The organism is Staphylococcus gallinarum (assembly GCF_029774255.1).
GTDB lineage: Bacteria > Bacillota > Bacilli > Staphylococcales > Staphylococcaceae > Staphylococcus > Staphylococcus gallinarum.
In genome coordinates, this window is sequence record NZ_CP069082.1 from 58,749 (window position 1) to 83,581 (window position 24,833).

The window sequence follows — 24,833 nt, forward strand, 5'->3', positions numbered from 1 at the left end:
TAATGACATTATCAAATTTAATAGAAGCGATAGGTAATACATACGTTAAAGAAAGAGAATCTGGTAAATTTAAGAATGCGCCAGTCGGTGATTTAGTAAAATATAAAATGGTAGAAGAACTAAAAAGTATAAAAGAACTAAATGACTACGAAATTAAAGGCAGTATTGGGAATGGTCAATTTGCTTCTGTGCCGTGGGTTGCAATTATGAATCCAGATGTCACAGATGCTACTACAAAAGGTTTTTATATTGTTTTTTTATTTAGTGCTGATGGAGAAAAAGTATATTTGACATTAAATCAGGGAGCTACATATTTTAATGATAAAAAGGTGGATAGCTCGGAGATATTAAAAATATCAAAGTCAATTTATGGAATTTTAGAATCTCCAAAAAGTAAGCTAGTCGATATTCATTTAAATGCTGACACATCACTAGGAAAAAGCTATGAACCAACAACGATTAGTGGCTTTGAGTATTATATTAATGATATTCCTGACTCATCAGTGATAGAAAGAGATATTAATAAACTGTTGAATGATTATGAACAGTTAGTAGCTATATACAGAGAGAATGGTCAAGATATTGATCAATTTTATCAACTTATACGAAACTCTGAAGAAAAGAAATATCAAAATTTTAAAAATTTATTTATGAATTTTGTGGAACAAAGCCAGATTAATATAACTGATGAAAAAAACAAAAATACAAATATAAATCTTGAAGGTATCGAAGAGCTTGAAGTTACTAAAATTAAAAATTTTAACTCTGTACGAATGAATGGAGTAGACTTGCATGTTCATCTATTTAGTAATAGTCATTATGGAAGAAAAAATGGTAATGGAAGCGGAAAAGTTCCGTATATATGCTATCAATGTTCATTAGGAATTTGGATAACTATTAGAACAACTTTTAAAAATTATAAAATGACTCATGCTAGATTAACTATGTGGAATGAAATAGAGCAGAAAGAGCAGGAAATAAGTCAAAACTATAATATTATTGAAATGGATTTATTTTCAGATAATCCACCCAACGCATATTTCAAACAATTTTTTGATGATTATATGAGTTATAAAGTAGAGGGCGAGGAGGATTCAGTGGTGGAAAATGAAAATGTAAAAGAGATAGCTGAAAAATTATTAAAGTCAAAAAACATCATACTTAGAGGTGCACCAGGAACTGGTAAGAGTTATCTCGCCAAAGCGGTAGCGTCAAAGATCATAGGCGTATCTAATGAAGATGTCGAGTCATCAGAACAATTTGAATTTGTACAATTCCATCCGAATTACGACTATACAGACTTTGTAGAAGGAATCAGACCTGTTATATCTGATGATGGAACTATGGGGTTTAATTTGAAACCTGGAATATTCAAAACTTTTTGTGAGAAGGCTAAAAACCCACACAATAGTAACGTTTTCAATGAAATTTACACGGAAAATAATAATGATGTGAAATTTGTATTTATAATTGATGAAATAAATAGAGGGGAAATTTCTAAAATATTTGGAGAATTGTTCTTTTCTATTGATCCTAGTTACAGGGGAATAAAAGGAGCAGTAAAAACCCAGTATTCAAATATAGATTCTGAAAAAGATAAATTTTATATTCCTGATAACGTATATATAATTGGAACAATGAACGATATTGACCGTTCAGTTGATACTTTTGATTTTGCCATGAGACGTAGATTTAGATTTATTGAAATCAAGGCTAATGAAAATATTGAAATGTTAGAAACTCTAGGAGATAAAAAAGAAGAAGCTATTACTAGAATGACTAGTCTTAACAATGAAATATCGAAAGTAGATGAGTTGGATAGTAATTATCACATAGGTGCTGCTTATTATTTAAAGGTGGCTAACATAAGTTTTGAAGAGTTATGGGAAGATTATCTGGAGCCGTTATTATCTGATTATATTAGAGGAATGTTTAATGAGGAAGAGATTATGGAATTATTTAAATCGGCTTATAATAACTCACAAGGAGAATCAGGTTTAGATAATGAAATTGATTAAAGTGAAAGACAATGTTTCTAAACCGTCAAATGAGTTTAGAGAAATTCCGAATCTAACAAATTCAATATTAGATAAGACTACATCAGAACTTGAAGATACAGGCATATTTGTTTTTCCTAATAGTTTAAAGGAACAAGAAGGTATAAGTGACAATCAAGTTATTCTAAATAAAGTAAATCAATCCTATCGTACTGGTAATATAGTTGGATTTTTAGGTTATAATCAGGAAAATTTAATTATTGAATCACGCTTTTCAGAAGGACCACAGGATTATTTTTTTCAATATTTAATAGAAAATGTGCTGAAAATACCGTATGTTGTTGACTTTAATACGATAATTGACCAAGAAAATAAAGTTATTGATCTATTTATTTTTATTTTTCCTTATTATTTAAAAAAAGCTATGCGCAAAGGATTGTTCAAGGAATATAATCGAAATGAATATAATAACGATAATTTAAAAGGAACTATAGATATTCAAAGACATATAAAGAATAATACACCTTTTGTTGGGAATATCGCTTATTCACAGAGAGAATTTTCGTATGATAATTACATTATACAGTTAATTAGGCATACAATAGAGTTTATTAAAAAGAGAAAAGAAAGCAAAGGTATACTAAGTAGCGTTAAAACAGAAGTGCAAGAAATCAGAGAGGTTACGACAAGTTATAATCATAGGGATAGAAATAAAGTGATAATGTTTAATAATAAGAGACCTATTCGTCATGCATATTATAAGGAATATAGAGAGCTACAAAAACTATGTTTAACGATTTTACAACAACATAAACATTATATAGGTAATGGTGCAAAGAAAATAAATGGAATTCTATTTGATGCTGCATGGTTATGGGAAGAATATATTTATAAATTAATCGATGAAGATTTTTATCACCCTAAAAATAAAGGCGGTAGTGGCGCACAAAATTTATTCGGTAGAAAAAAGTATTCTAAAATAGGACTAATTTATCCAGATTTTATTGGGCGTAATGAAGAGAGAAGAATTATTGGAGATGCCAAATATAAACCTATTCAAAATATTGGAAATAAAGACTATTTGCAAGTATTAGCATATATGCTTAGATTTGATTCTAAAATAGGTTATTATTTTTACCCCAATCAAAAAGAAAATGATGATCAAGTATTGTATTTAAATCAAGGGACTACGTATGAAAATAATGTACAAATGCGTGAGGATATAAAAGTAATAAAACTTGGTCTAACAATACCGAGAAATGTTATTGATTATAAAGATTTTTCAGAGAAAATGAAACAGTCAGAAGAAGAATTTTTTGCAAAGTATAAGAGTTATATATAGCTTTTTGCTACAGTAGTAGTGAAATTGCTAAATGGTTCTAGCATTGTGTAATAATGGTAACGGAGTTTATAATATTAAAAGAATCAGATCAAAAATCAAAGGATTGCTTCCAGAAAAGTTTGGGAGCAATCCTTTGAATATTTATACTAAATCAAATTGTAACTTTTGATGTCTTGTATAGATGGTTGTTCTGTTTAATCCTCTAATCCCTCCGCAAAATTTACATAAATGAATCAATGATATACGCGAAACCAAAGGCAATTAATGCGAGCAATGTTTCCATCACTGACCAAGTTTTAAAAGTTTCTTTCACATTTAAACCTAAATATTCTTTAACCATCCAAAATCCAGCGTCATTAACATGGGAAAGCATTAAGGAACCTGCGCCTGTGGCAATAACTAATAATTCTAAGTTCACTCCAGACATATGTTGGATAATGGGTGACACAATACCTGCAGCTGTTGTTAATGCAACTGTGGCAGATCCGGTAGCAACACGTATTAGTCCGGCTACTAAAAATGCTAAGAGTAGTGGTGAGATTGAAAGGTGTTCTGTCATTTGTGCAATTGTGTCACCTACACCTGTTTCAATCAGTATCTCTTTAAATCCACCACCAGCTCCGATAATTAAAATAATTGAACCCACCGGTAAAATGCATTCTTCTACTAAATCTTTGATTACATTTTTGTTCATGCCTTGTTTAAATCCTAATAAATAAAAGGCGACAAAGCATGAAATCAGTAGTGCAATAACGGGGCTACCTATAAATAATAAAGTGTTTTTTAATAGATTTGGTATGTTTCCTAAATACGGCGTAACTATAGATAACAACATTAATAATACTGGTAAGGCAATAACTAAAAATGAAATAGCAACACTTGGAAAGACATTTGTTTTATTCTCAACTTTAATAATATTAGGCGGATTTTCTGGTGTGAGTCGTTTACTAATAAATTTGCCGAATATTGGACCAGCTATAATTGCAGTTGGCAATGCTATGATAAGAGAATAGAGCAATACTTTTCCTAAATTAGCTTCGTAAATACCTATGGCAGTCATCGCTCCAGGGTGAGGAGGGACAATACCATGTACAATAGATAAGCCAGCTAGTAATGGAATTGATATGAGTAATATATTTGCTTTAGTCGTTTTATGAATTGAAATAACGAGTGGTAATAAAATAACAATACCGACTTCAAAGAACACAGGTATACCAATAATAAAACCTGATAACATCATTGCCCAAGGCAGTTTTTTATATCCTAAGGCTTTAACAAGAAAATCAGAAATTTGCATGCCTGCACCTGAATCGGACATAAGTTTACCCAAGATTGTTCCTAGTGCTAATATGCCTACGAGGTGACCAAGCACATCGCCAACACCTGATTCATAAGCTGTTACAATTTTTTCGGGAGATAAGCCTGCTAATATTGCTAAAAATAAGCTGGCAACCGTTAAACTAATAAATGCGTGCCATTTCCACCATGCAACGCCTAAAATAACAATTACAATTGACAGTAGTGTAATAATTAATAAATAAATGTTAGAATCCATCCATGTTCCTCCAGTTATGTTAGCGCTTTCAAAATACTATAAAAAATCTGCATCAATCTTTTAGACTGATGCCATATTTTTTCAATTCACTATTATAATAACCAATACTATACTCTAACACTGCGCCATCTACGGAATAAGATTTTCTTTCTCTAATGAGTAATGGCTTATTTGTATCAAGGTTTAGTTGTAATGCAGCATCTTGATTAAAATCAGCAGAAAATTCATCTTCTATGTCTTGAATCTCTAATTTATCTGTTTCTAAAATTTTATATATTGATAGATCGTTATTTTCTTTAGATTTATCCACATCACTTAAAATATTAAGTGGGTAGGGCAAATAGTGCTCGAATAGTATATAGGGTTGATCATTTAATAAGTAAATTCTTGTAAGTTTATAGGATTTTGTGCCAAACATTTTAAATAAATGACTATCTTTTTCGTGTGTTATTACTGTAATATCTTTAATGATTTTTTGGATTTTATTACCTTGTTCTACAAGTTTTTCTGTGAAATTTTTATTTTTTGTTTGTGTGTCCGCTTGTTTGTGACTAATTACTGTAGTGCCTTTGCCGCTTTTCTTTTCTAAGTAACCTAAATTGACTAGCTCTTTAATTGCAGCTCTTACTGTTACTTTGCTTACGTTAAATTCTTTTTCGAATTCTATTTCTGTAGGTATATAGTTTCCTACTGTGTATATACCATGAATAATTCTATCTTCAATAATTTGTTTGATTTGTAAATATAAAGGTCCTTTGGCTGATGATAATTTTGTCATAAATCAATTACCTCTCAATATCGTTTTTTTCATTATTTATGATTTTTATTATATCATCAGTATCAAACAATGGTGTATCTCCAGAAATTGTATGTGCGAGTACACAAGAAGCTGTTGAAAATGATACGACATCTTGTGGTGCCATGCTTGAAAGTTCTCCATGTATAATGCCGCAGGTGTAAGCATCGCCAGTGCCAATTCTATCTAAGATATTAACATCATATATTTTAGAGTAATACATATTTTCGTTACTATATAAGTAGCCCTTAATGGTATTATGAGTGCTATCTTGTACAGTTCGTATCGTTCCTGCAATTTTATTTATGTTAAATTTTTGAGCTACAATAGGTAACAGTTCTTCTAGTTGACCTTCTTTTGTTTGATGGTTTGTTGAAAGACCTAACGTTTGAATTGCATCTTTTTCATTCATTATGACGATATCGGCTTGTGATAATATTGTTTCGTAAAATGGTTTCGCACGTTGATTGCCATTTTCTCCCCATAAGGAAGCCCTGAAATTACAATCGAATACTATTTTAATGTTTTGCTCTTTTGCTGCTTTCACTAATTTCATAATGTTATCGCGGGTTAATTGATTCATAGCGAGTGTGATACCACATATATGCAAGATGTCGACATCATTTAGTGATTGTATTAAATCATATTTTGAAATATCTGTAGTATTAAAACTACTGTGTTGTCTATTAGTATAAGTTACGTTGCTTGAACGGTTGCCGAAGCCTTTTTCTAAAAAATACATACCCAAATTGTCGTTATTTTTAATAATCAAATCACTATGAATGCCTAATCTACGTATGGCACCAATTGCAGAGGAACCAATTGAATTATCTGGTACAGCACTGATTAAACTAGAGCTATATCCAAATTGAGCTAATAGTCCCGTAATATTTACGCCTGTTCCTGTAAATGAGTATTTTAAATTCTCTGCTTGTCTAAGCAAAAGGTTGTCTGGAACTTCTAAACGCATCATTATTTCTCCGTAAGCAACAATGTTTTTATTCATATTGATCAACTAGAGATTTCATTTTAGTAGTTAGCCATTCTACATCTTCAACATAAGTTAAGCCTGTATCTTTGCTAATTATGGAAGAATATACATGAGGTATGATTTTAGGAACATTATAATCTAGAGCAATTTTTAAAATAGCTTCAAAGTTTTCTTTTGTAATGCCGCCTGTTGGTTCTAGACCGAAATTTGTTTCTCCACATGCTTGAGCTACGGCTTTATATTCTTCAACTGTATCTAAACCGCCCATTGGAAAGAATTTAATAGAATTTCCACCCATATCTTTAATTAGATTAATAGCTGTGTTTATAGGTATAATCGCTTTTTCAGAATCAGTACTACTAATCGGACCTGTTGATATATTCACATAACCTACTTTGCCAGAAGGTGACACTAAAGCATTGACCCAAGATTCATCATTTGCATTAGCTGTAGTTTGTCCTACGCTTGTAAATACTTGATTAATATGTGAACCTTGATAACATTTTGCAATGTTTGAGACAACTTTTGCTTGTCTATTATCACCAGCGCCTAATCCAATTGATATTGCATCATCAACGTTTGAACCTAAAGCACGCATACTATCTACAGCATCATCCACAGTCTTATAATCTTTTGATAATACGCCAACAACTACCTTTTTATCTGCTGCTTGATAGACATCTTGAATATTTTGTTCACCTTTTGCTAACACGTTAAGCGCTACTCTGCCTTTATAAAATCTGTCTGATATTTTCATTAAATTTCACCCTCCATTATTTGAACAATCGTTTTATAGATAATCTCTATCTCGCCATCTTTTAATGGTCTTGGATCAATGTCAAAAAATCCTTGTTTAACACCATAATCTCGTGTATAAATAGCAATTTCAGCCAATTTTAATTTCTCAACAACTGATTCTGCAGTTAATGTTGGTGAATCTACATGTACACGTGTTCTATAAATTTCTCTGCCTGCTTCATCTTGAACAATTTCTAAATTTATTTCCTTATAATTGTTCAATCTATCTAGTTTTTGTAGTTCTTCTTTTTCATGTATAGAGGTATCTACTTTTTCAAAATATTCATCGAGTGCTTGTAATAGTCCAAAAGTAGACTCTTTACCTACCTTCATACTTCGTCCTATAAAGTGTAGCTGCACTTTAGTTGCATCAATAAAATTCTTTTTACCTGCCACAATACCGGTTGTAGGTCCTTGTATAGCTTTTGATCCACTAAAAACAGCCATATCTGAACACTGTATATATTTTTCTAAATTTTCTTCTGCAGCTGCATCTACTATAAAAGGAATATTATTTTTCTGTGCGACTTCATATATTTCATCTACGTTTGCCATGTTTTTTTGTACTGCATGATGGGATTTTACATATAGTATCGCAGCGGTGTTTTCATTAATTGCTTCTTGTATATGTTGTGCCTTACCTTCATTGGCATAACCTACTTCAACAACTGATCCGCCACCTAAATAGATCATAGTTTCTATAGGTGCACCATATTGAACATTATGTCCTTTAAAAATAATCACTTCATTTTTGCTAATTTTATCATTATGAAGTCTTTGGCTTTTTCGTTCATTTCCCCCTGTTATAACGCCTGCAATTGATAATGCTATCCCGCTCGAAGCGGAGTTTACAACAACAGCATCTTCTGAATTAAGTTTATTCGCAATATACAATCCTGATTGCTTAACCAATTCTTCAATTTCTACATAATTTTGTCCGCCGAATTTCATTGCTTCCATGACTGAGTTGGTTGGTGAAGATACACCAAGAATGCTCATTCTTCCACTGGCATTAATGACTTGTTTTAAGCCATATTTATAATTTAATGAATTTGCCATTTGTAACTACGCCTCTTTCCTTAATAAATTTTTTCGTTTTGACTTTTTGTTGTGCTGAATCTATAAGTGATATTTCTTCATCAACTACATCAAATAGAGTTAAATTTGCTAGAATGCCTTCTCTAAATTCTGCCAATTGAGGTTTATTTATAATTTTCGCTGGTTTAAGCGTTACTGCATTAATAATTTCTTTTAGACTATAGTCTAAATATAAAAATTTTGATAAGACATTAGATAAACTATATACGGGTCCGTGTATTCTGTTTTTTTTATAAATATCAGTACTAATCGTATCAAAGTGTATATTTGCACTTTGTGCTTGCTTAGCTACTTCAAATGAAAAACTAGCATTGCCATGACCTACATCTAAATTAACGCCTCTATCAACAGCTTCTTTAAGGACGTTCAGTGGTTCTCCATTTTCATCAAATAGATTATTATCTTTACCATTTAAGAAATGTGTAATGACATCGCCTTGTCGTAATAGTGGTATGACATCTTGAATTTTTGGTGGTGCAGACCCGATGTGTGTCATAATAGGCAATTTTAATTGTTCACTTATTTCTATTGCGTTTTTTAGAGGAACAGTACCATTACCTTTTACAACACTGCTACTTATACGAGCTTTTAGACCGATAATCATATCTGGATATTTGTGTGCAGCAGATATACATAATTCCTTGTCTATCCAAGATAAATTAGACAATTCATCAATTCTCTCTAGACCTATTTTTGATATATTTAAGAATGAAAATAATTGTGTATCACTATATAATGCACGTTGATACAGTTCATCAATCCTATCGGAACCACAACTTCCAGCGTCAACAATCGTTGTAACACCTTGCTTAACCCCGATAGCATCTATATCATCTCCATATGGACTAAAGTCAGAAAATGCATGTACATGCAAATCAATCCATCCCGTTGACAAATAAGACTCAGAACCGTCAAAAAGTATGGGGCCTTTTAATGTATTGGCTTTTCCTATCTCTTTGACGACACCTGCCTCAAGTGAAACATCCATTCGTGTTTCTTTTTCTACTAATAATATGTTTTTTATTATTCCTGTACTTTTCACACAATATCACCTCGCAAAAAGATTATAACATTATAATGTTTGGAAGCGCAATCATTATAATATTCGATTAATAAAAATAATAAATAGTATTAAACAAATTTATGATGTATTGATTTATAAAACATATTCCAAATCAAAATGATGTAATATTGACAAATTAAAAATAATATGATTATATTCTTGTGCTTTCACATATATATTTTCATTTCACATATATGAAATAAGGAGGGGGATGGTGAGTATAGTTAAATCTGCAAAGCGTGTATTTGATGTTTTAGAGTTATTGAAGGATGCATCGCTACCGTTGAGTGAGAAGGAAATAGGTGATGCCTTAAATATTCCACCAAGTAGTTTGTTTAATTTACTTAAAACAATGTTGGATTCTAAATATATTAGGAAGGATTATCAAAATAAATATTTATTAGGGCATAAGTTGATTAATTTGGGCAATAGGGCTCGAGAAGATTTGGATTTATATAATGAGAGTTTAACTTATATTAAAAATCTAAATGACAAAATAAATGAAACAATTTTTCTTGCTTATCCTCAATACAATGAAATGATTTACCTAACTAAGATTGATAGTAATAGGTCTATTAGAACGACTGCACAACCTGGAACGAATAAACCGATATATTCTACAGGATTGGGCAAAGCTTGTTTATCCATGTATGACAGCAATTTATTAGATGAAATGTTTGAGCATATTAAATTTGAAGCAATCACACCCAAAACTGTAGGTAATTATGCTGATCTTAAAAAGCAGTTAGCGATGTTTAAAGCACAAGGTTATGCCATTGATGATGAGGAAAATGAGATGGGTTTATATTGCATCGCGGCACCAATATTGAATGATGCGCAGCAAGTTGTTGGTGCAATAAGTTGTGCTGGACCTAAGGAAAGAATTATTGAAAATAAAAATATCCCAGGACTTATTAAGCAAAATGCTTATTTTATTTCGAAGGCAATGGGTTTAACAAGAAATGGAGTGAATATATATTGACTGTAATTTCATATGGAGAAGTCATGGGTGTGTTTTCAATTAATGATGGTAAGTTCGTATATCGAGATCATGCACAATTTCATATTGCAGGTGCGGAAGTTAATACAATGATTGGTTTAGCTAAATTAGGTTTATCTTCACAGTTTATTACAGCAGTAGGCAATGATGCGATAGGTGATGCTATACGATATCAGTTGAATGGGGAAGCTGTAGGAACGCATTTTTTAACAACATTAAACAATTTTTCCACTGGACTCATGACTAAAGAAAGAGGCGTATCCAATACGATTCATGTAGATTATTTTAGACAGAACAGTGCGGTGAATCATTATGATATTAAGCCTTTTTTTAAAGATATATTTGAAAGCGCATCCATTTTGTATATTACTGGTATTACACCGGCATTAAGTGAACTAACTTACAACACTACTTTAGCTTTAATTAAAGAAGCGAAAACTAGAGGATTAACAGTGATATTTGATCCGAATTATAGGGGGAAATTATGGGCTCAAGATGAATTTAAGTGCTTTTATAACAAAATTGCCCAAGATGTAGATATTTTACTAACTGGTAGCAGTGAAGCACAGATTCTATTTGGAAATAATGCGAATGAAACGATTGCAAAGGAACTTAATCATAAGTTGTTAGTTATTAAAGATGGCTCAAACGGTGCCTTTTTTGCAAATCAAAAAGCACAATGCTTTAAATCAGCATATCATGTTAATGAAATTGATTCGGTAGGTGCAGGTGACGCTTTTGCTGCTGGATTAATATATGGACTTGAAAAATATGGATTGGAAAACTTAGCGCAAATGTCTCAATATGCGCTAGCTATGGGCGCATTGGCCACAACGGCTTATGGAGATTTTTATGGGTTACCAACGCTCAATGAATTAGAAAAATTTATAAATCATCAACTAAGTGATGTGGAAAGGTAGTGCTTTATATGAACATTGATCTAATAAAAGAACACAAAATCATATCAATCATTAGAGGATATGATACTGAAGATACATTGAAAATAGTAGAACAACTATATGAAGCGGGGATTAAACTAGTTGAAGTCACGTTGAATTCTCCGGAGGCATTAAAATCTATTAGCGATTTAAATGAAATTTATGGAGAAGCAATGTATATAGGCGCAGGTACTGTTTTAAATGCAGAAGATTGTCAACAAGCCATAAATGCAGGAGCAAAATTTATTATTTCGCCAGATACGAATAAAGAAGTAATAACATGTACGAAAAATAATCATAAGATTTCCATTCCAGGTGCGTTGACACCTTCTGAAATTACGTTTGCTATGAATACCGGTGCAGATATAGTGAAAGTATTTCCAATATCTGAAATGGGAGCAGGCTATATCAAAGATATTTTAGCGCCATTAAATGAAGTTGATTTGTTACCGACGGGTGGAATTAATTTAGAAAATATTAAGCAATACATTGATGTAGGTGCAATTGGTGTCGGTGTCAGTAGCGCGATTGTAAAAAATAATCTTGAAATTAATAGAACAACATTGCATGAAATCAAATTGAAAGCAGAAAAGTTACTTGAAAAGTTAAACTAGGAGGCTATTAATATGAAAATTAAAAGTTATGAATTGTATCAGGTACCACCGAGATGGTTGTTTTTAAAAATTACAACGGATTGTGGTATTTCTGGGTGGGGTGAGCCAGTTATTGAAGGTAAAGCCGCGACTGTGAAAGCAGCAGTGACTGAATTAATGGATCAAATTATTGGTGAGGATCCAAGTAATATTGAAGGATTATGGAATCAAATGTATCGTTCTTCATTTTATAGAGGTGGTCCAATATTGATGAGTGCAATTGCTGGGATCGATCAGGCGCTTTGGGATATTAAAGGAAAGTATCTTAATGCACCAGTGCATCAATTATTAGGTGGTAAAGCGCGTGAAAATATTAAAGTCTATTCATGGATTGGTGGAGATAGACCTACGGATGTTGCGATAGAAGCTCAAAAAGTTGCAGATAAAGGATTCACAGCAATTAAAATGAATGCTACCGAAGAATTACAATATATTGATGATTTTAGGAAAGTTCAAGAAGTTGTTGAACGTGTAAGTGCGATTCGAACGAAAATGGGAGAGGACTTTGGTATAGGCATTGATTTTCATGGTCGTGTACATAAACCTATGGCGAAAATTTTGTTTAAAGAGTTAGAACCGCTGCATCCATTATTTATTGAGGAGCCTGTTTTACCAGAACATAATGATAGTTTGAAACATTTATCGAACTTTTCGACACCAATTGCAACTGGGGAAAGAATGTATTCACGTTATGATTATAAATCTTTATTAGCGGAAGGTTATGTAGATATTATTCAACCTGATTTGTCTCATGCGGGTGGTATTACGGAATGTAAAAAGATTATATCTATGGCAGAAGCTTATGATGTTGCAGCAGCACCACACTGCCCACTGGGTCCTATTGCTCTAGCTGCTTGTTTGCAAGTAGATGCAACTTGTCATAATGCAATTATACAAGAGCAAAGTTTAGGTATCCATTATAACAAAGGAAATGATTTATTGGATTATGTGAAAGGTAGAAGCATTTTTAAATATGAAAATGGTTTTGTGAAAATACCTGACGGACCTGGTTTAGGCATTGAAATTGATGAAGACTATGTTAAGGAAAAAGCAAAAGAAAGTCATAATTGGAAAAATCCAGTATGGAAACATAAGGATGGCTCTATTGCCGAATGGTAAAGGGGCGTAAGGGGGATAAATATGAGCTTAGTTGGCGTTATATTTAGTGTAGTTATCAGTGTCGCCATTCTTTTAATTTTAATTATAATATTAAAGTTAAATACATTTGTTTCACTAATTATTACATCGATCATTGCAGGTTTATTTTTAAACATACCAATGGAAAAAATAATGGGAAGTATTGAAAGTGGAATAGGAAGTACACTTGGTCATATTGCTTTAATATTTGGTCTTGGGGCAATGTTAGGTAAATTACTTTCTGATGGTGGTGGTGCGAATAGAATTGCAGAAACACTGATTTCGAAATTTGGAGAAAAATATACACAATGGGCAATCATCATTGCTTCGTTTATTGTAGGTATAGCCTTATTTTTAGAAGTTGGTTTAGTATTGCTTATACCATTAGTATTTACAATTGCCAAAAAACTTAAGGTATCACAATTAAAAATTGGAATTCCTATGATGGCGGCACTTTCCGTAACGCATGGATTCTTACCACCACATCCCGGACCAACAGTTATCGCGAAAGAGTTACATGCCAATATTGGAGAAGTACTCATGTATGGCATCATCATTGCGATACCTGTAGCGATTATATCTGGACCTTTATTTTTAAAAGTGGCAGAAAAAATTGCACCCTCTGCATTTCGAAAAGAAGGGGATATTTCAGAATTAGGTTCTCAAAAGAAGTTTTCCGAAAATGAAATGCCGAGTTTTGGTTTGAGTGTTTTTACAGCATTGTTACCTGTGATATTAATGCTATTATCTACGATTTTACAATTAATAACAGGTCACGAAGATGGTAATGGTATGAATTATATTGAGAACTTTGTGTATTTTATAGGTACAGCAGGAACAGCTATGGTGATTTCAGTTATATTTGCTATATTTTCTATGGGATTATGGAGAGGAAAACGAATTGGAGAAACAATGGAGTCTGTTACGAACTCTATTTATCCAATTGGCATGATGCTACTTATTATTGGTGGCGGTGGTGCATTTAAACAAATTCTAATAGACGGTGGCGTAGGCGATACGATTAAAGAGAGTTTTACAAATACAACTATGTCTCCGTTACTGTTTGCTTGGATTATAGCTGCGGTACTGCGTATTGCATTGGGATCAGCAACGGTAGCAGGTATATCGACGACGGCAATTATATTACCTATTATACAAAATTCGGACACGAATGTTGCACTTGCTGTCTTGGCCATAGGTGCTGGGAGTCTAATCTTTTCTCATGTTAATGATGCGGCGTTCTGGATGTTTAAAGAATATTTTGGTCTGACTATTAAAGAAACATTTTTAACGTGGTCACTTTTAGAAACCATTTTGTCAGTTTCAGGAATTATATTTATTTTATTTATAAGTTTGTTTGTATAGAAGTAATATGACAAAATTTAAGTAGAAGTTTCAGAAGCAGAGTGCTGTTTATAGTGCTCTGCTTCTTTATTATGTTCCAGGATTACCTTACTCTAAACCAGTTAATTTATTAATTACAGTGACCATATCGTCATTGATAACTAGATTAGCGTCATGGTCGTATGGTGTAGCATCTCGGTTAATGATAATAAGGTTATCGCCTTCGAAATTAGAGATGAGGCCAGCAGCAGGTTGAACTACGAGTGATGATCCAAGTACAACTAATGTATCTGCGGACTTGATTTTATGTAGTGCATTGAATATAATACCTTGATTGAGCATTTCTCCATAAAGTACGATGTCTGGTCTGATTGGCTCACCGCATGTTTCACAAGCGCGTAAATTTTTATTGATAACATCACTTTTTGAATATTTATGATTGCAATGCGTACAGTAAAAGCGGTTGAGTGTGCCATGTAATTCGTCTACATGTGCGCTGCCAGCATCAGCATGTAGTCCGTCTATATTTTGAGTGATGACGCCTAATGAACGTTTATCTTGTTCTAATTGAGCGATCCATTGATGAACGCTATTCGGTTTTTTGTCTGCAAATAGTAGATATTGATGACAAAAATTAATAAATCCAGAAGGGTCGCTTTTTAAATAATCATCACTTAGTAAATATTCTGGAGAGAATCCGTTTTTCGAAATTTCATCATACAGTCCTCCAACCGAACGGAAATCAGGAATGCCACTAGCAACTGATATACCTGCTCCAGTGAAAAAAACGATCTTGTTTGATGAATCAATCATATCTTTCAACTGTTTAATACTACTTTCCATATTTATCACTCCAGTTAGTTTTAAATCTATAAAAGTATAATGCTTTAGAATAATTTTAAAATTTTGTAGTACTTTTAGCAAATGTGCACAATAGATTAATGACTTTATAAGGGATAGTTTGAGGTAATTTTTTCTAACATACATTATACTTAGTTTAAATGTAAGGAATCGAGGTTAGACTATTGAAGAAATTATGGATTACTATTTTAACTACTCTGTTAGTTGTTGTTTTAGGAATTATATTATTGGTTACTTTTACGCATAAGAAACAGGATTCACAAGCTACAAGTGGTTCAGAATTTGCGAACAAGCAAGTACCAACTTTGTTTTTACATGGCTATGCGGGCAGTGTTAATTCTGAAAAATATATGGTTCAAAGAGCTAAAGCACAAGGGGTTTCTAAAAACATTATCACTGTGACTGTTTCAAAAGATGGTGATGTAGTATTAAGAGGGAAGCTTTCAAAAAATGCGAATAATCCAATCGTACAAGTACAATTTGAAGACAATAAGCAAGGGGATTATGCTAAAAATGCACAGTGGCTCAAAAACGTATTAGTAAAGCTACAACACAAATATCATTTCCAACATTTTAACTTCGTTGGACACTCTATGGGAAATATGACCTTATCGCAATATATGTTAACCTATGGAAATGACAAATCATTGCCGAAATTAGATAAGCAAGTGAATATCGCTGGCCCATTTAATGGTGTCTTGAATATGAATGAAAAAGTAAATGAAATTAGTGTTGATTCAAATGGCAAACCGAGTCGAATGAATCCGCCGTATCAAGAATTTCGTAAGCTCACACAGGTTTATAAAGGTAAAAATATAGAAGTGCTGAATATCTTTGGTGACTTAGAAGACGGTACGCACTCTGACGGTAGTGTTTCTATTAGTTCAGCGAAGTCACTGAAGTATTTACTAGGTGATAGTCCTAAATCATATAAAGAAAAACAATTTGATGGAGACGATGCACAACACAGTCAGTTACATGAGAATAGTGAAGTTGCAGATGATTTAATTCAATTCTTGTGGGGAAAATAGAACATCGTTTTGTTTATGATATATACAAATTAAGTAGGAATAACTGACATATTACAATAGCCCATCAATGAGCTTTGAAACTCATTGATGGGCCTTTTAATATAATAAAGTGTTAACATTCATCTTCGCCTTCGTATTTATTGAAATCAAGAGGCATTGGAGTTGCGAAACCTAACATAATGAAGTCTTCATCACTGGTATTAACCATGCCATGCGCATCGCCAGGAAATGAAACGAAAATATCTCCAGCCTTGATAGGCATTTCTTTAAAGTGGTTAGTGATAAATGTCCCTTCACCTTGAAGTACAATCCAAACGTCGTCGGCATTTTTATGTGTATGGCAAGGAAGAGATTGGCCTGGTTTCAAGCACCACATGGCTCCTGCTGATATTTGTGATTGATAGAATGTCGTCTTTTTTGCTGCTTCTTCTGAAAATGATGGGAGGTCTTTAATGTTAAAAAAACGATTTTTAGTATTAATCATGGTGTCACTCCTGTCAGTTCACAATATAATCTGGTAATGCTCCAGTAAGTTGTTTTACGACGTTAGTTGCTGCAATATCAGCCATCATATCTCGGGCTTCGAATGTAGCATTGCCAATGTGTGGCGTTATAACTACATTTGTCATAGACTTAAGTGCATCTGTAATTTGTGGTTCAAATTCAAATACATCTAATGCAGCACCTTCGATGAGTTTGTCTTCAAGTGCTTTAACAAGGTCTGCTTCGCAAACAATTGGACCTCGAGATGCATTGATTAAATAAGATGTTGATTTCATTTTTTGTAGTGCTTGATAATCAATCATATGGTGCAGTTGATCATTATAGGCACAATTGATAGTTACAAAGTCAGAACATGTCAGTAGTTCATCTAGTTCGACGTGTTTTGCGTTTAATTCGGCTTCTTTTTCTGGGTAACGTGTAGGTCCTGAGTATAAGATATCCATACCAAAGCCTTTAGCACGTCTGGCAACAGCAGTACCGATTTCACCTAAACCAATGATTCCAATTGTCTTGCCTGAGACTTCACGACCTCTGAAAAATAATGGTGACCATCCATTAAATCCAGTAGTACGACACAGTTGATCTCCTTCAGGAATACGTCTAGCAACAGCAAGTAATATACCCATAGTCAAATCTGCAGTAGCATTTGTTGAAGCAATAGGTGTATTAGTAACATTAATATCACGTTTACGTGCAGCCTTAATATCTATATTGTTAAAACCAGCACCATAGTTTGCAATGATTTTTAAATTTGGAGCAGCATCCATCACATTTTCACCGACATTCGTTGATAGTAAAGTGATTAAGGCATCCACATCTTGTACTTTTTCGATAAGTTCTGATTCTGAAATTAAGGTATCTCCAGTATACATATCTACATCAAAATGTGTCTTAAGTTGATTAAGACCAGCTTCAGGAATAGCACCTGCTATAAAAACTTTAGTCATAAACTTCGTCTCCTTTATATTGTGAAATTATTCACATATTATAGTTTTAGTTTATCACCTATATTTTGTATAGGTATGCCAAAATTGCTAAATCCTGACTGGAATTTTGTGCTTAAGTGACAAAATAATTCGGTACAACTAATCAATAATGAACTTACTGATAAATGCGTTAGTTGGTAGTGATTAAATTAGGAGAAAAGTTACTATCAAGATTCGATTATTGTCCCCCTATGACAGAAGGTATACCACAATCTAATAGTTGAAGTTATGTATTAAATTTGCAAAGTATCACGATGATTTTAAATTTGAAAATTTTATGAAAACTTGATATATCAGTAAAAAATTACTAAAACCTCTTTTATTTTAGTTAGATTTTTTGTAATATAGCACCTATGAATTTTTGTGAGTGAGTATCACATATAGTTAAAAGGGAGGGGAACAGTAATGAAAAATAATAATTTAATCTTTATTATCTTTATGATTGGTACATTTACAGTTGGGATGGCAGAATATGTTGTTACAGGATTGTTAACACAAATCGCCAATGATATGCATGTTTCAATATCTAATGCTGGTTTGCTCATTAGTGTATACGCAATAAGTGTAGCGATTATTGGTCCTTTTATGAGAATTGCAACGATTAATTATTCTGCAAAAAAGCTATTACCAATTTTAGTTGGGATTTTTATTATCAGTAATATTATAGGAATGCTGGCACCGAACTTTTATGTATTACTGCTTTCAAGATTATTATCTGCAGCAATGCATGCACCATTTTTCGGAGTTTGTATGAGTGTTGCAGCAACAATTGCGCCACCTGCTAAGAAAACGCAAGCTATTGCATTAGTTCAAGCAGGTTTAACGATTGCAGTAATGATTGGCGTACCTTTTGGTTCGTTTTTAGGTAGCTTTACAAATTGGAGAACTGTATTTGGCATTATGGTTCTCTTGGCAGTGATCACATTTATAGGTGTCCTAAAATTCACTCCAAATGTAAGTTTAAGTACGGAAGCCAATGTAAAGGATGAATTAACAGTCTTTAAGAATAAACATATTCTGATTATTATAGCGATTATTGTTTTTGGATTTTCAGGTGTGTTTACGTCTTATACATTTATGGAACCAATGATTCATGAATTTGCGCCATTTAAGACGGTCGGCTTAACAGTATGTCTATTTATGTTTGGACTAGGCGGTGTTATTGGGAATTTAACAACTGGTAATATCCCGCAAAGAAAGTTAACACAGTATTTATTCTATACGTTCTTGTTATTGTTTATTACGATTGCACTATTTGTAACGGTATTACATGTTACAGTATTAGCGTTCATCATTTGCTTTATGTTCGGCTTTGGTACATTTGGAACTACACCATTGCTTAATAGTATGATTATTTTAAATGCACATGAAGCACCATTATTAGCAAGTACATTGGCTGCTTCAGTATTTAATTTGGCTAACTTTATAGGTGCTATATTAGGTTCTCTATTATTGAATATCGGCTTACCATATATTGAAATTACATTTGTTTCAGCAAGTATCATTCTGTTGGGAATCATATTGAATTTTTTTAATTTCATATATGAACGTAAAGTTGTACGTAAACAATAAGATTAGAAAACCGTAATTATTAACTTTTTATAAAAAGTAATGAGGTTGGTAACAAATTAGAATCTCTTGTGTTTTGTAGTTTCAATATAAAGGTATGATATGACACGTGAAACACTTGAGAAAGATAAGTGAGTCCGAGATTTAGACGTGACTCAAGCCCTTTTGATCAGCAAAAAATGATATCATCTATTTATAAAAAAGAGGCCATCCGTAAAGATAGATTAATCTTGGCGGGTGGCCTAACTATATGCTGTCGATGCGTGTAGTGATTTAAAGTTGATTCCTTTCTAATTGATGGATTTGATGTGTCAGCATTTGATTGATAGGTGTTGGTACATCAAATTCCTGTCCATATTTAGCAATTTGTCCATTCAAGAAATCAATTTCTGTCGGTCTACCATTATTTAAATCTTGGTACATGGATGGGTAATGCAACCCTTGTTCAGAATTTGGATACATCGCGGTAATCGTATTTAGTAATGTGTCGGCTTCAATTTCTATGTTTTTGGCGTGTGCTACAGTAACAATTTCATCTATGATTAATGAGACCATCTCGTTTACTTTTGAATAAGCACCAAACTCTCCAATACGTTGATTTAATATGGTACAGAGTGGGTTAAGTACACAATTAACTGTGACCTTTGTCCAAATGGCTTCAAAGACATTGTTGCTTATAGTCGCGTTTAAATTTGCAGTATTTAAAATTTGTGCAATTGTTTTACTAACCTCATTGTTTACACCATTAGCACATTGGAAATTAATAGAACCTGTACCCTCTAATAGTAAATGACCAGGTCCTTTTAGCCCTGCAGACCACATAGTTACTGCTAGATAAATTTGATGCAGTGGGACAATTTTTGATAAACGTTCTTCGTGGCCTAAACCGTTCATCATACTCAATATTGCTGTATTCTCATGAATAGCACCACCATTTTTTAGCTGTGTTAACATCGATTCAGATTGCATCGATTTTGTTAATAAAATAATGAGATCATATGTATCAGCAACATCTTTGGATAAGATAGCAGGGATTGATACAGTATATGTATCTGTTTCAGTCTGAATTTTCATGCCATCATTATTGATATTTTGCACATGAGCTTCCCAATCATCAATAAGCGTCACATTATACCCTGCTTGATGTAAAGCAACTCCAATTCTACCACCCATGGCACCTGCGCCAGCTACTGCAATTTTATACATAATTAAGCCCCCTTGATTAATCAAAATTAAATTTCAGAAAAGTTAGATAGTTGTACAAAATAATAATATTATAGTGAAAGATATTTTTGAAGTGATTGATATGGAAAAGACTGTTAGCTCCAAATAGCTATATTCACTTTAATTAAAATAGCAAATTTCAATTTAAAAAAAGTTTCACATGAAACTTATATTTTTTAATAAATTGAGAGGTGTCTCATCGGTAGATAAATAATCAATAAAGCGTTTTATATTGAATGACAAAGAAATAAAAAACAATTAGATATTGCGCTACTTTTTGTATATAATTATATATAAATAAGTTTAATATTAGGAAAAGGGGATTATATTATGAAGTTTAAATATGTGGCGATTGCTACAATAACATCTGCTATTATGCTTTCTGCATGTGATATCAATATTAATACAGGTGGCGATGACTCTAATAAATCAAGCTCAGAGTCAAAAAGTAACGATAGTCAAAAAAATAATGATCAACAAAGTAATGACAATCAATCAAATTCTAACAACTCACAAAATAGTAATCAAAGTAATAGTTCACAAAGTGATCAACAGAATGCTACAGCACAAAATCATAACGATACTTATGTAACACGTGATAATGTTATTGATATTGTCGAATCATATGAAGGCGAATATTTAGATACAGATAACTATACATATAAAGAACCTGAAAAGCGTGGTAACGGCGAGTGGGGATTCTCGTTTACTGATAAAGACGGTGATTTAGCTGGTTCATATATTATCGACAAAGATGGCTATGTTACGAAATATGATGAAAATGGTAACGAAGAGTAATTTAAATATTATCAATTAATTTAAATGAGTCTGGTAAATAATGCTAGACTCATTTTTTATTGTATTATGTAAGAAACTTTGTGCAGTCGAACAATTTGACACTAAGATGGAAAAGTAATAAGTTGTACTTGTAATTGAAATTAATACATGTTTGAAGTGAGGGATAGCATGAAGATATTATTGACAGGAGCAACGGGTAACTTAGGCACGTATATCACAGAATTAGCACTTGAGTCAGAGGTTCCGGACTTTAACATTGGTGTGCGAAATATTGATAAGGTGCCGGAGCAATGGAAAAGTGAATTATCAGTTAGACAATTAGATTATTTCAATGTAGATAGTATGATTGAAGCATTCCAAGATATAGACCTAGTAGTATTTATTCCAAGTATTATTCATCCATCATTTAAAAGATTACCAGAAGTTGAAAACTTAGTAACAGCAGCTAAAACAGCACAAGTTTCACATATATTGTTTGTCGGTTATTACGCTGATCAACACAATAATCCATTTCATATGAGTCCATACTTTGGCTACGCTGAAAGATTGCTCGCTTCAAGTGGCATTCCATACACTTATGTGCGCAATGCAATGTACATGGATCCACTTGTCCCATATCTATCAGAATTAAAGGAACTAGGCAAGTTAATTTATCCAGTAGGTAATGGGAAAATCAACTATATTTCTAGAGCAGATATTGCAAAAGGTATCGTTGCGATACTTAAAGATCCAAAATTTTTAGGTTCCAGATATTTACTTTCAGGTTACAGTTATTCAATGGAACAACTAGCACAAATTTTAACAAATGTAAGTGGAACAGAAATTATTTATGAACCAGTATCTTTAGAAACTTTCGGTAAAATGTATGATGAACCGAAAGGATTTGGTCCTTTACTTGCTTCAATGTATCAAGCGGGAGCAATGGGGTTGCTGGATCAACAATCGACAGATATTGAACAGCTAACAGGAGATAAACCAGAAACTTTCGAAAGTTATTTATCAAGAAATTATAAAGGGTAGTTGAAGCGGAGCACTTATGGTTAAAAAGTGAATTTTACAAGCGTACGTTAGTAATTAGCGTAAGCATTTATGGATAACAAAACGATTGAATAAAGGTGGGACATGACAATGCATGTTCCACCTTTAATTTATAAATGTATAGTTTTAAAATATCCATAAACCTAATGGAATTGTAATTAATAGTGTTAATACAACGCGTAAGAACCAAATTACGACTAATTTCCATATCGGTATTTTTATTTCAGTAGCCATAATACATGGTACTAAAGCTGAGAAGAAGATAATTGCTGATACGCTGACAACACCTACGATGAATTTTGTGCTTAGTGCAGCTTTAGCTACGAGCAATGATGGCAAGAACATTTCGATAATAGATATTGCTGAAGCTTTAGCGAGTAGTGCTTGATCTGGCGTTGGGAATATATAGATAAATGGATAGAATATATAACTTAGCCAATCAATCACTGGTGTAAAGTTTGCCAGTATTAATCCTAGGAATCCAATTGATAAAATAGAAGGCAAGATTGCAATCGTCATTTCTAATCCGTCTCGTAAGTTATCCCAAACATTTTTAGCTAACGAAGGTGTCGCAGCATTTTTCTTCAATGCTTCTGCATAAGCAGTTTTCAAACGACTACCCACAATTTCTACCTCTGGTTCACCTTCTTGTCCGTTATAATATTCAGTTGATTCATTGACAATAGGTGGTAACCAGGCAGTAATGGCAGTTACTATGAATGTGATAACTAATGTTCCCCAGAAATATAAATTCCAATGTGGCATTAAACCCAATGTGTTCGCCACAATAATCATAAATGTGGCAGAAACAGTTGAGAATCCAGTGGCAATGATTGTCGCTTCTCTTTTATTATATAATCCTTCTTTATACACTCGATTCGTAATTAATAATCCAAGCGAGTAACTTCCTACAAATGAAGCTACGGCATCTACTGCTGACTTTCCTGGTGTTTTAAAAATAGGACGCATCACTGGTTCCATAAACACACCTACAAATTCTAGCAATCCATAACTCACAAGTAATGAGAGTGCTATAGCACCAACAGGAATTAGCACGCTTAATGGCATCATGAGTTGTTCAAATAGGAACGGACCGTAATCCTTTTTGAATAATAATGCTGGACCAAAATGAAAAACGTACATCACACCAATGATAGCGCCAAGGACTTTAAATACGACAATGACAAAATCGGCAAATGAATTCTTATAACTTTTCCTAATTAATGGTAAGATAGCACCAGCCAAAATCATAATTAAAGCAATATACGGCATGAGCCCACCAAATAATGCACGAATCGCTAAATGGACATGGTCTACAATAATAGAACTCGTCCCAGCAATCTCAATTGGTACGAAAAAACATAAAATCCCAATTAAACTAAAAACAAAAAATCTCCATGCGTTGTTACTTTGTGACTGAACATACCCCTTATTCATAATCTCACCCCAAAGTTTGAATTAAGATATCTAATTGAGCGTTATTAAAGTACTTGTGTACCATCCCCTATACATAAGTCTTTTAACAAACTCAAAGTATAAAATATTATGAAGATAACTTATTACTAATTATTTTATAGGGGTAAAATGTAAACAACCAATATAAATAAGTTAATTGTTTATAGTTTCAAACTATAACTATTGTTTATAGAATGTAAAAATTAAAAGATACATAACACAAAAAAGCTAGTGATGAAGATTTTCACCACTAGCTTAATTTATTTATATCTTAAAATTTATCTTTTAAATCTTTCGCTTTGTCAGAAGCTTGGTCTTTTAATTGTTCTTTTTTCTCATCGTCATTTTTAATTTCTTCGGCTTTATCTTTCGCTTGATCTTTGAATTCATCAAATTTACTCATTATAAATGCCTCCTTTAAAAGTTATATTTATGTGATTCCACTTTTAAGAGAAGTTAAACATAATTATCAAAAGATATATTTAATTTAGAAAACCTATTTAGAAAAATAACAACTTAAATCTCAAAATTCATAATCAGTGGGTATAGGTGGTAGTTTTCTTTTTCGAGAATCGGGACAAAAGGTTTACGATATAGAGATGACAAATGTCATATGCAATTTATGACAAATGGGACTAATATATCATCATCTTTC

General features: G+C 32.7%; 22 protein-coding genes and 1 pseudogene. 11 read left to right on the plus strand and 12 right to left on the minus strand.

Going from position 1 to position 24,833, the window contains the following annotated elements; all coding sequences use genetic code 11:
- Positions 1–2: 2 nt before the first annotated feature.
- On the plus strand, positions 3–2,018 hold the full coding sequence (locus tag JN168_RS00240; protein ID WP_279526026.1) for an MrcB family domain-containing protein: 2,016 nt from the start codon (positions 3–5) through the stop codon (positions 2,016–2,018).
- Positions 2,005–3,339: a 5-methylcytosine restriction system specificity protein McrC gene (locus JN168_RS00245; RefSeq protein WP_229366720.1), complete on the plus strand. Its 1,335-nt coding sequence runs from the start codon at positions 2,005–2,007 to the stop codon at positions 3,337–3,339. The genes JN168_RS00240 and JN168_RS00245 overlap by 14 nt, the downstream gene beginning before the upstream one ends.
- A 220-nt stretch (positions 3,340–3,559) precedes the next feature.
- Here the strand turns inward: JN168_RS00245 and JN168_RS00250 are convergent, their stop codons facing one another.
- The 6 genes from JN168_RS00250 to JN168_RS00275 are packed head-to-tail and all read right to left on the minus strand — an operon-like array spanning position 3,560 to position 9,565.
- Positions 3,560–4,894, minus strand: coding sequence for a GntT/GntP/DsdX family permease (locus JN168_RS00250; protein ID WP_229366719.1), 1,335 nt, complete (start codon positions 4,892–4,894; stop codon positions 3,560–3,562).
- A gap of 52 nt (positions 4,895–4,946) precedes the next feature.
- The gene (locus JN168_RS00255) at positions 4,947–5,672 is read right to left on the minus strand and encodes a GntR family transcriptional regulator (protein ID WP_229366718.1); all 726 of its coding nucleotides are present in this window, start codon (positions 5,670–5,672) and stop codon (positions 4,947–4,949) included.
- 7 nt (positions 5,673–5,679) lie between these two features.
- On the minus strand, positions 5,680–6,696 hold the full coding sequence (locus tag JN168_RS00260; protein ID WP_279526027.1) for a sugar kinase: 1,017 nt from the start codon (positions 6,694–6,696) through the stop codon (positions 5,680–5,682).
- Entirely contained in the window at positions 6,689–7,438 is a 750-nt protein-coding gene (gene dagF / locus JN168_RS00265) for a 2-dehydro-3-deoxy-phosphogluconate aldolase (RefSeq protein ID WP_279526028.1), read from the minus strand. Before dagF ends, JN168_RS00260 begins: the two co-directional genes overlap by 8 nt.
- Positions 7,438–8,538 (minus strand): DgaE family pyridoxal phosphate-dependent ammonia lyase, encoded by a 1,101-nt coding sequence (locus JN168_RS00270; RefSeq protein WP_279526029.1) that lies wholly within the window; start codon positions 8,536–8,538, stop codon positions 7,438–7,440. Before JN168_RS00270 ends, dagF begins: the two co-directional genes overlap by 1 nt.
- The gene (locus tag JN168_RS00275) at positions 8,516–9,565 is read right to left on the minus strand and encodes an amidohydrolase/deacetylase family metallohydrolase (protein ID WP_279526260.1); all 1,050 of its coding nucleotides are present in this window, start codon (positions 9,563–9,565) and stop codon (positions 8,516–8,518) included. The genes JN168_RS00270 and JN168_RS00275 overlap by 23 nt, the downstream gene beginning before the upstream one ends.
- A gap of 289 nt (positions 9,566–9,854) precedes the next feature.
- On the opposite strand from JN168_RS00275, the gene JN168_RS00280 reads away from it, so the two are divergent.
- Genes JN168_RS00280 through JN168_RS00300 form a run of 5 tightly spaced genes read left to right on the plus strand, consistent with a single transcriptional unit; the run spans position 9,855 to position 14,733 of the window.
- On the plus strand, positions 9,855–10,622 hold the full coding sequence (locus JN168_RS00280) for an IclR family transcriptional regulator (protein ID WP_229366716.1): 768 nt from the start codon (positions 9,855–9,857) through the stop codon (positions 10,620–10,622).
- Positions 10,619–11,560, plus strand: a complete 942-nt coding sequence (locus JN168_RS00285) for a sugar kinase (RefSeq protein ID WP_229366715.1) — start codon at positions 10,619–10,621, stop codon at positions 11,558–11,560. Before JN168_RS00280 ends, JN168_RS00285 begins: the two co-directional genes overlap by 4 nt.
- 8 nt (positions 11,561–11,568) lie before the next feature.
- Positions 11,569–12,192 (plus strand): bifunctional 4-hydroxy-2-oxoglutarate aldolase/2-dehydro-3-deoxy-phosphogluconate aldolase, encoded by a 624-nt coding sequence (locus tag JN168_RS00290; protein WP_229366714.1) that lies wholly within the window; start codon positions 11,569–11,571, stop codon positions 12,190–12,192.
- Positions 12,193–12,204: 12 nt separating this feature from the next.
- A complete protein-coding gene (gene dgoD / locus JN168_RS00295) occupies positions 12,205–13,350 on the plus strand; it encodes a galactonate dehydratase (protein ID WP_279526030.1) in 1,146 nt (381 codons plus the stop codon).
- A 21-nt stretch (positions 13,351–13,371) separates the two neighbouring features.
- Positions 13,372–14,733 carry a gluconate:H+ symporter gene (locus tag JN168_RS00300; protein ID WP_279526031.1) on the plus strand — a complete coding sequence of 454 codons (1,362 nt, stop codon included), beginning with the start codon at positions 13,372–13,374 and terminating at the stop codon, positions 14,731–14,733.
- Positions 14,734–14,820: 87 nt separating this feature from the next.
- Here JN168_RS00300 and JN168_RS00305 read toward each other — a convergent pair whose 3' ends face one another.
- Positions 14,821–15,555 (minus strand): NAD-dependent protein deacylase, encoded by a 735-nt coding sequence (locus JN168_RS00305; protein ID WP_279526032.1) that lies wholly within the window; start codon positions 15,553–15,555, stop codon positions 14,821–14,823.
- A gap of 182 nt (positions 15,556–15,737) precedes the next feature.
- On the opposite strand from JN168_RS00305, the gene JN168_RS00310 reads away from it, so the two are divergent.
- Positions 15,738–16,604: an alpha/beta hydrolase gene (locus JN168_RS00310; RefSeq protein WP_279526033.1), complete on the plus strand. Its 867-nt coding sequence runs from the start codon at positions 15,738–15,740 to the stop codon at positions 16,602–16,604.
- Positions 16,605–16,716: 112 nt separating this feature from the next.
- Here JN168_RS00310 and JN168_RS00315 read toward each other — a convergent pair whose 3' ends face one another.
- Together JN168_RS00315 and JN168_RS00320 are read right to left on the minus strand one after the other, a co-directional pair.
- Complete coding sequence (locus tag JN168_RS00315) at positions 16,717–17,088, minus strand: cupin domain-containing protein (protein ID WP_107527153.1); 372 nt, start codon at positions 17,086–17,088, stop codon at positions 16,717–16,719.
- A gap of 13 nt (positions 17,089–17,101) precedes the next feature.
- Complete coding sequence (locus JN168_RS00320; protein WP_279526034.1) at positions 17,102–18,055, minus strand: NAD(P)-dependent oxidoreductase; 954 nt, start codon at positions 18,053–18,055, stop codon at positions 17,102–17,104.
- A gap of 444 nt (positions 18,056–18,499) precedes the next feature.
- Here JN168_RS00320 and JN168_RS00325 point away from each other — a divergent pair, with 444 nt between their 5' ends.
- On the plus strand, positions 18,500–19,666 hold the full coding sequence (locus JN168_RS00325) for an MFS transporter (protein WP_279526035.1): 1,167 nt from the start codon (positions 18,500–18,502) through the stop codon (positions 19,664–19,666).
- Between the two features lie 270 nt (positions 19,667–19,936).
- Here the strand turns inward: JN168_RS00325 and JN168_RS00330 are convergent, their stop codons facing one another.
- Positions 19,937–20,869, minus strand: coding sequence for a ketopantoate reductase family protein (locus tag JN168_RS00330; protein WP_279526036.1), 933 nt, complete (start codon positions 20,867–20,869; stop codon positions 19,937–19,939).
- 603 nt (positions 20,870–21,472) lie between these two features.
- Between JN168_RS00330 and JN168_RS00335 the strand changes: the two are divergent.
- Positions 21,473–21,685 (plus strand): annotated as a pseudogene (locus JN168_RS00335) (hypothetical protein); the annotation flags it as partial.
- 168 nt (positions 21,686–21,853) lie between these two features.
- The gene (locus tag JN168_RS00340) at positions 21,854–22,705 is read left to right on the plus strand and encodes an SDR family oxidoreductase (protein ID WP_279526037.1); all 852 of its coding nucleotides are present in this window, start codon (positions 21,854–21,856) and stop codon (positions 22,703–22,705) included.
- Between the two features lie 144 nt (positions 22,706–22,849).
- Here the strand turns inward: JN168_RS00340 and JN168_RS00345 are convergent, their stop codons facing one another.
- Positions 22,850–24,160, minus strand: a complete 1,311-nt coding sequence (locus JN168_RS00345; RefSeq protein ID WP_042737867.1) for a YjiH family protein — start codon at positions 24,158–24,160, stop codon at positions 22,850–22,852.
- A 289-nt stretch (positions 24,161–24,449) separates the two neighbouring features.
- Positions 24,450–24,581: a hypothetical protein gene (locus JN168_RS00350; protein WP_257044044.1), complete on the minus strand. Its 132-nt coding sequence runs from the start codon at positions 24,579–24,581 to the stop codon at positions 24,450–24,452.
- Positions 24,582–24,833 lie beyond the last annotated feature (252 nt).

Bases quoted from the DNA above. Each gene is read 5' to 3' on its own strand.
- dagF (WP_279526028.1), bottom strand. From the start codon at position 7,438: ATGAAAATATCAGACAGATTTTATAAAGGCAGAGTAGCGCTTAACGTG.
- dgoD (WP_279526030.1), top strand. From the start codon at position 12,205: ATGAAAATTAAAAGTTATGAATTGTATCAGGTACCACCGAGATGGTTG.
- JN168_RS00330 (WP_279526036.1), bottom strand. From the start codon at position 20,869: ATGTATAAAATTGCAGTAGCTGGCGCAGGTGCCATGGGTGGTAGAATT.
- JN168_RS00255 (WP_229366718.1), bottom strand. From the start codon at position 5,672: ATGACAAAATTATCATCAGCCAAAGGACCTTTATATTTACAAATCAAA.
- JN168_RS00300 (WP_279526031.1), top strand. From the start codon at position 13,372: ATGAGCTTAGTTGGCGTTATATTTAGTGTAGTTATCAGTGTCGCCATT.
- JN168_RS00270 (WP_279526029.1), bottom strand. From the start codon at position 8,538: ATGGCAAATTCATTAAATTATAAATATGGCTTAAAACAAGTCATTAAT.
- JN168_RS00290 (WP_229366714.1), top strand. From the start codon at position 11,569: ATGAACATTGATCTAATAAAAGAACACAAAATCATATCAATCATTAGA.
- JN168_RS00250 (WP_229366719.1), bottom strand. From the start codon at position 4,894: ATGGATTCTAACATTTATTTATTAATTATTACACTACTGTCAATTGTA.
- JN168_RS00315 (WP_107527153.1), bottom strand. From the start codon at position 17,088: ATGATTAATACTAAAAATCGTTTTTTTAACATTAAAGACCTCCCATCA.
- JN168_RS00275 (WP_279526260.1), bottom strand. From the start codon at position 9,565: ATGGATGTTTCACTTGAGGCAGGTGTCGTCAAAGAGATAGGAAAAGCC.
- JN168_RS00345 (WP_042737867.1), bottom strand. From the start codon at position 24,160: ATGAATAAGGGGTATGTTCAGTCACAAAGTAACAACGCATGGAGATTT.
- JN168_RS00340 (WP_279526037.1), top strand. From the start codon at position 21,854: ATGAAGATATTATTGACAGGAGCAACGGGTAACTTAGGCACGTATATC.
- JN168_RS00350 (WP_257044044.1), bottom strand. From the start codon at position 24,581: ATGAGTAAATTTGATGAATTCAAAGATCAAGCGAAAGATAAAGCCGAA.
- JN168_RS00260 (WP_279526027.1), bottom strand. From the start codon at position 6,696: ATGAATAAAAACATTGTTGCTTACGGAGAAATAATGATGCGTTTAGAA.
- JN168_RS00325 (WP_279526035.1), top strand. From the start codon at position 18,500: ATGAAAAATAATAATTTAATCTTTATTATCTTTATGATTGGTACATTT.
- JN168_RS00245 (WP_229366720.1), top strand. From the start codon at position 2,005: ATGAAATTGATTAAAGTGAAAGACAATGTTTCTAAACCGTCAAATGAG.
- JN168_RS00240 (WP_279526026.1), top strand. From the start codon at position 3: ATGACATTATCAAATTTAATAGAAGCGATAGGTAATACATACGTTAAA.
- JN168_RS00305 (WP_279526032.1), bottom strand. From the start codon at position 15,555: ATGGAAAGTAGTATTAAACAGTTGAAAGATATGATTGATTCATCAAAC.
- JN168_RS00320 (WP_279526034.1), bottom strand. From the start codon at position 18,055: ATGACTAAAGTTTTTATAGCAGGTGCTATTCCTGAAGCTGGTCTTAAT.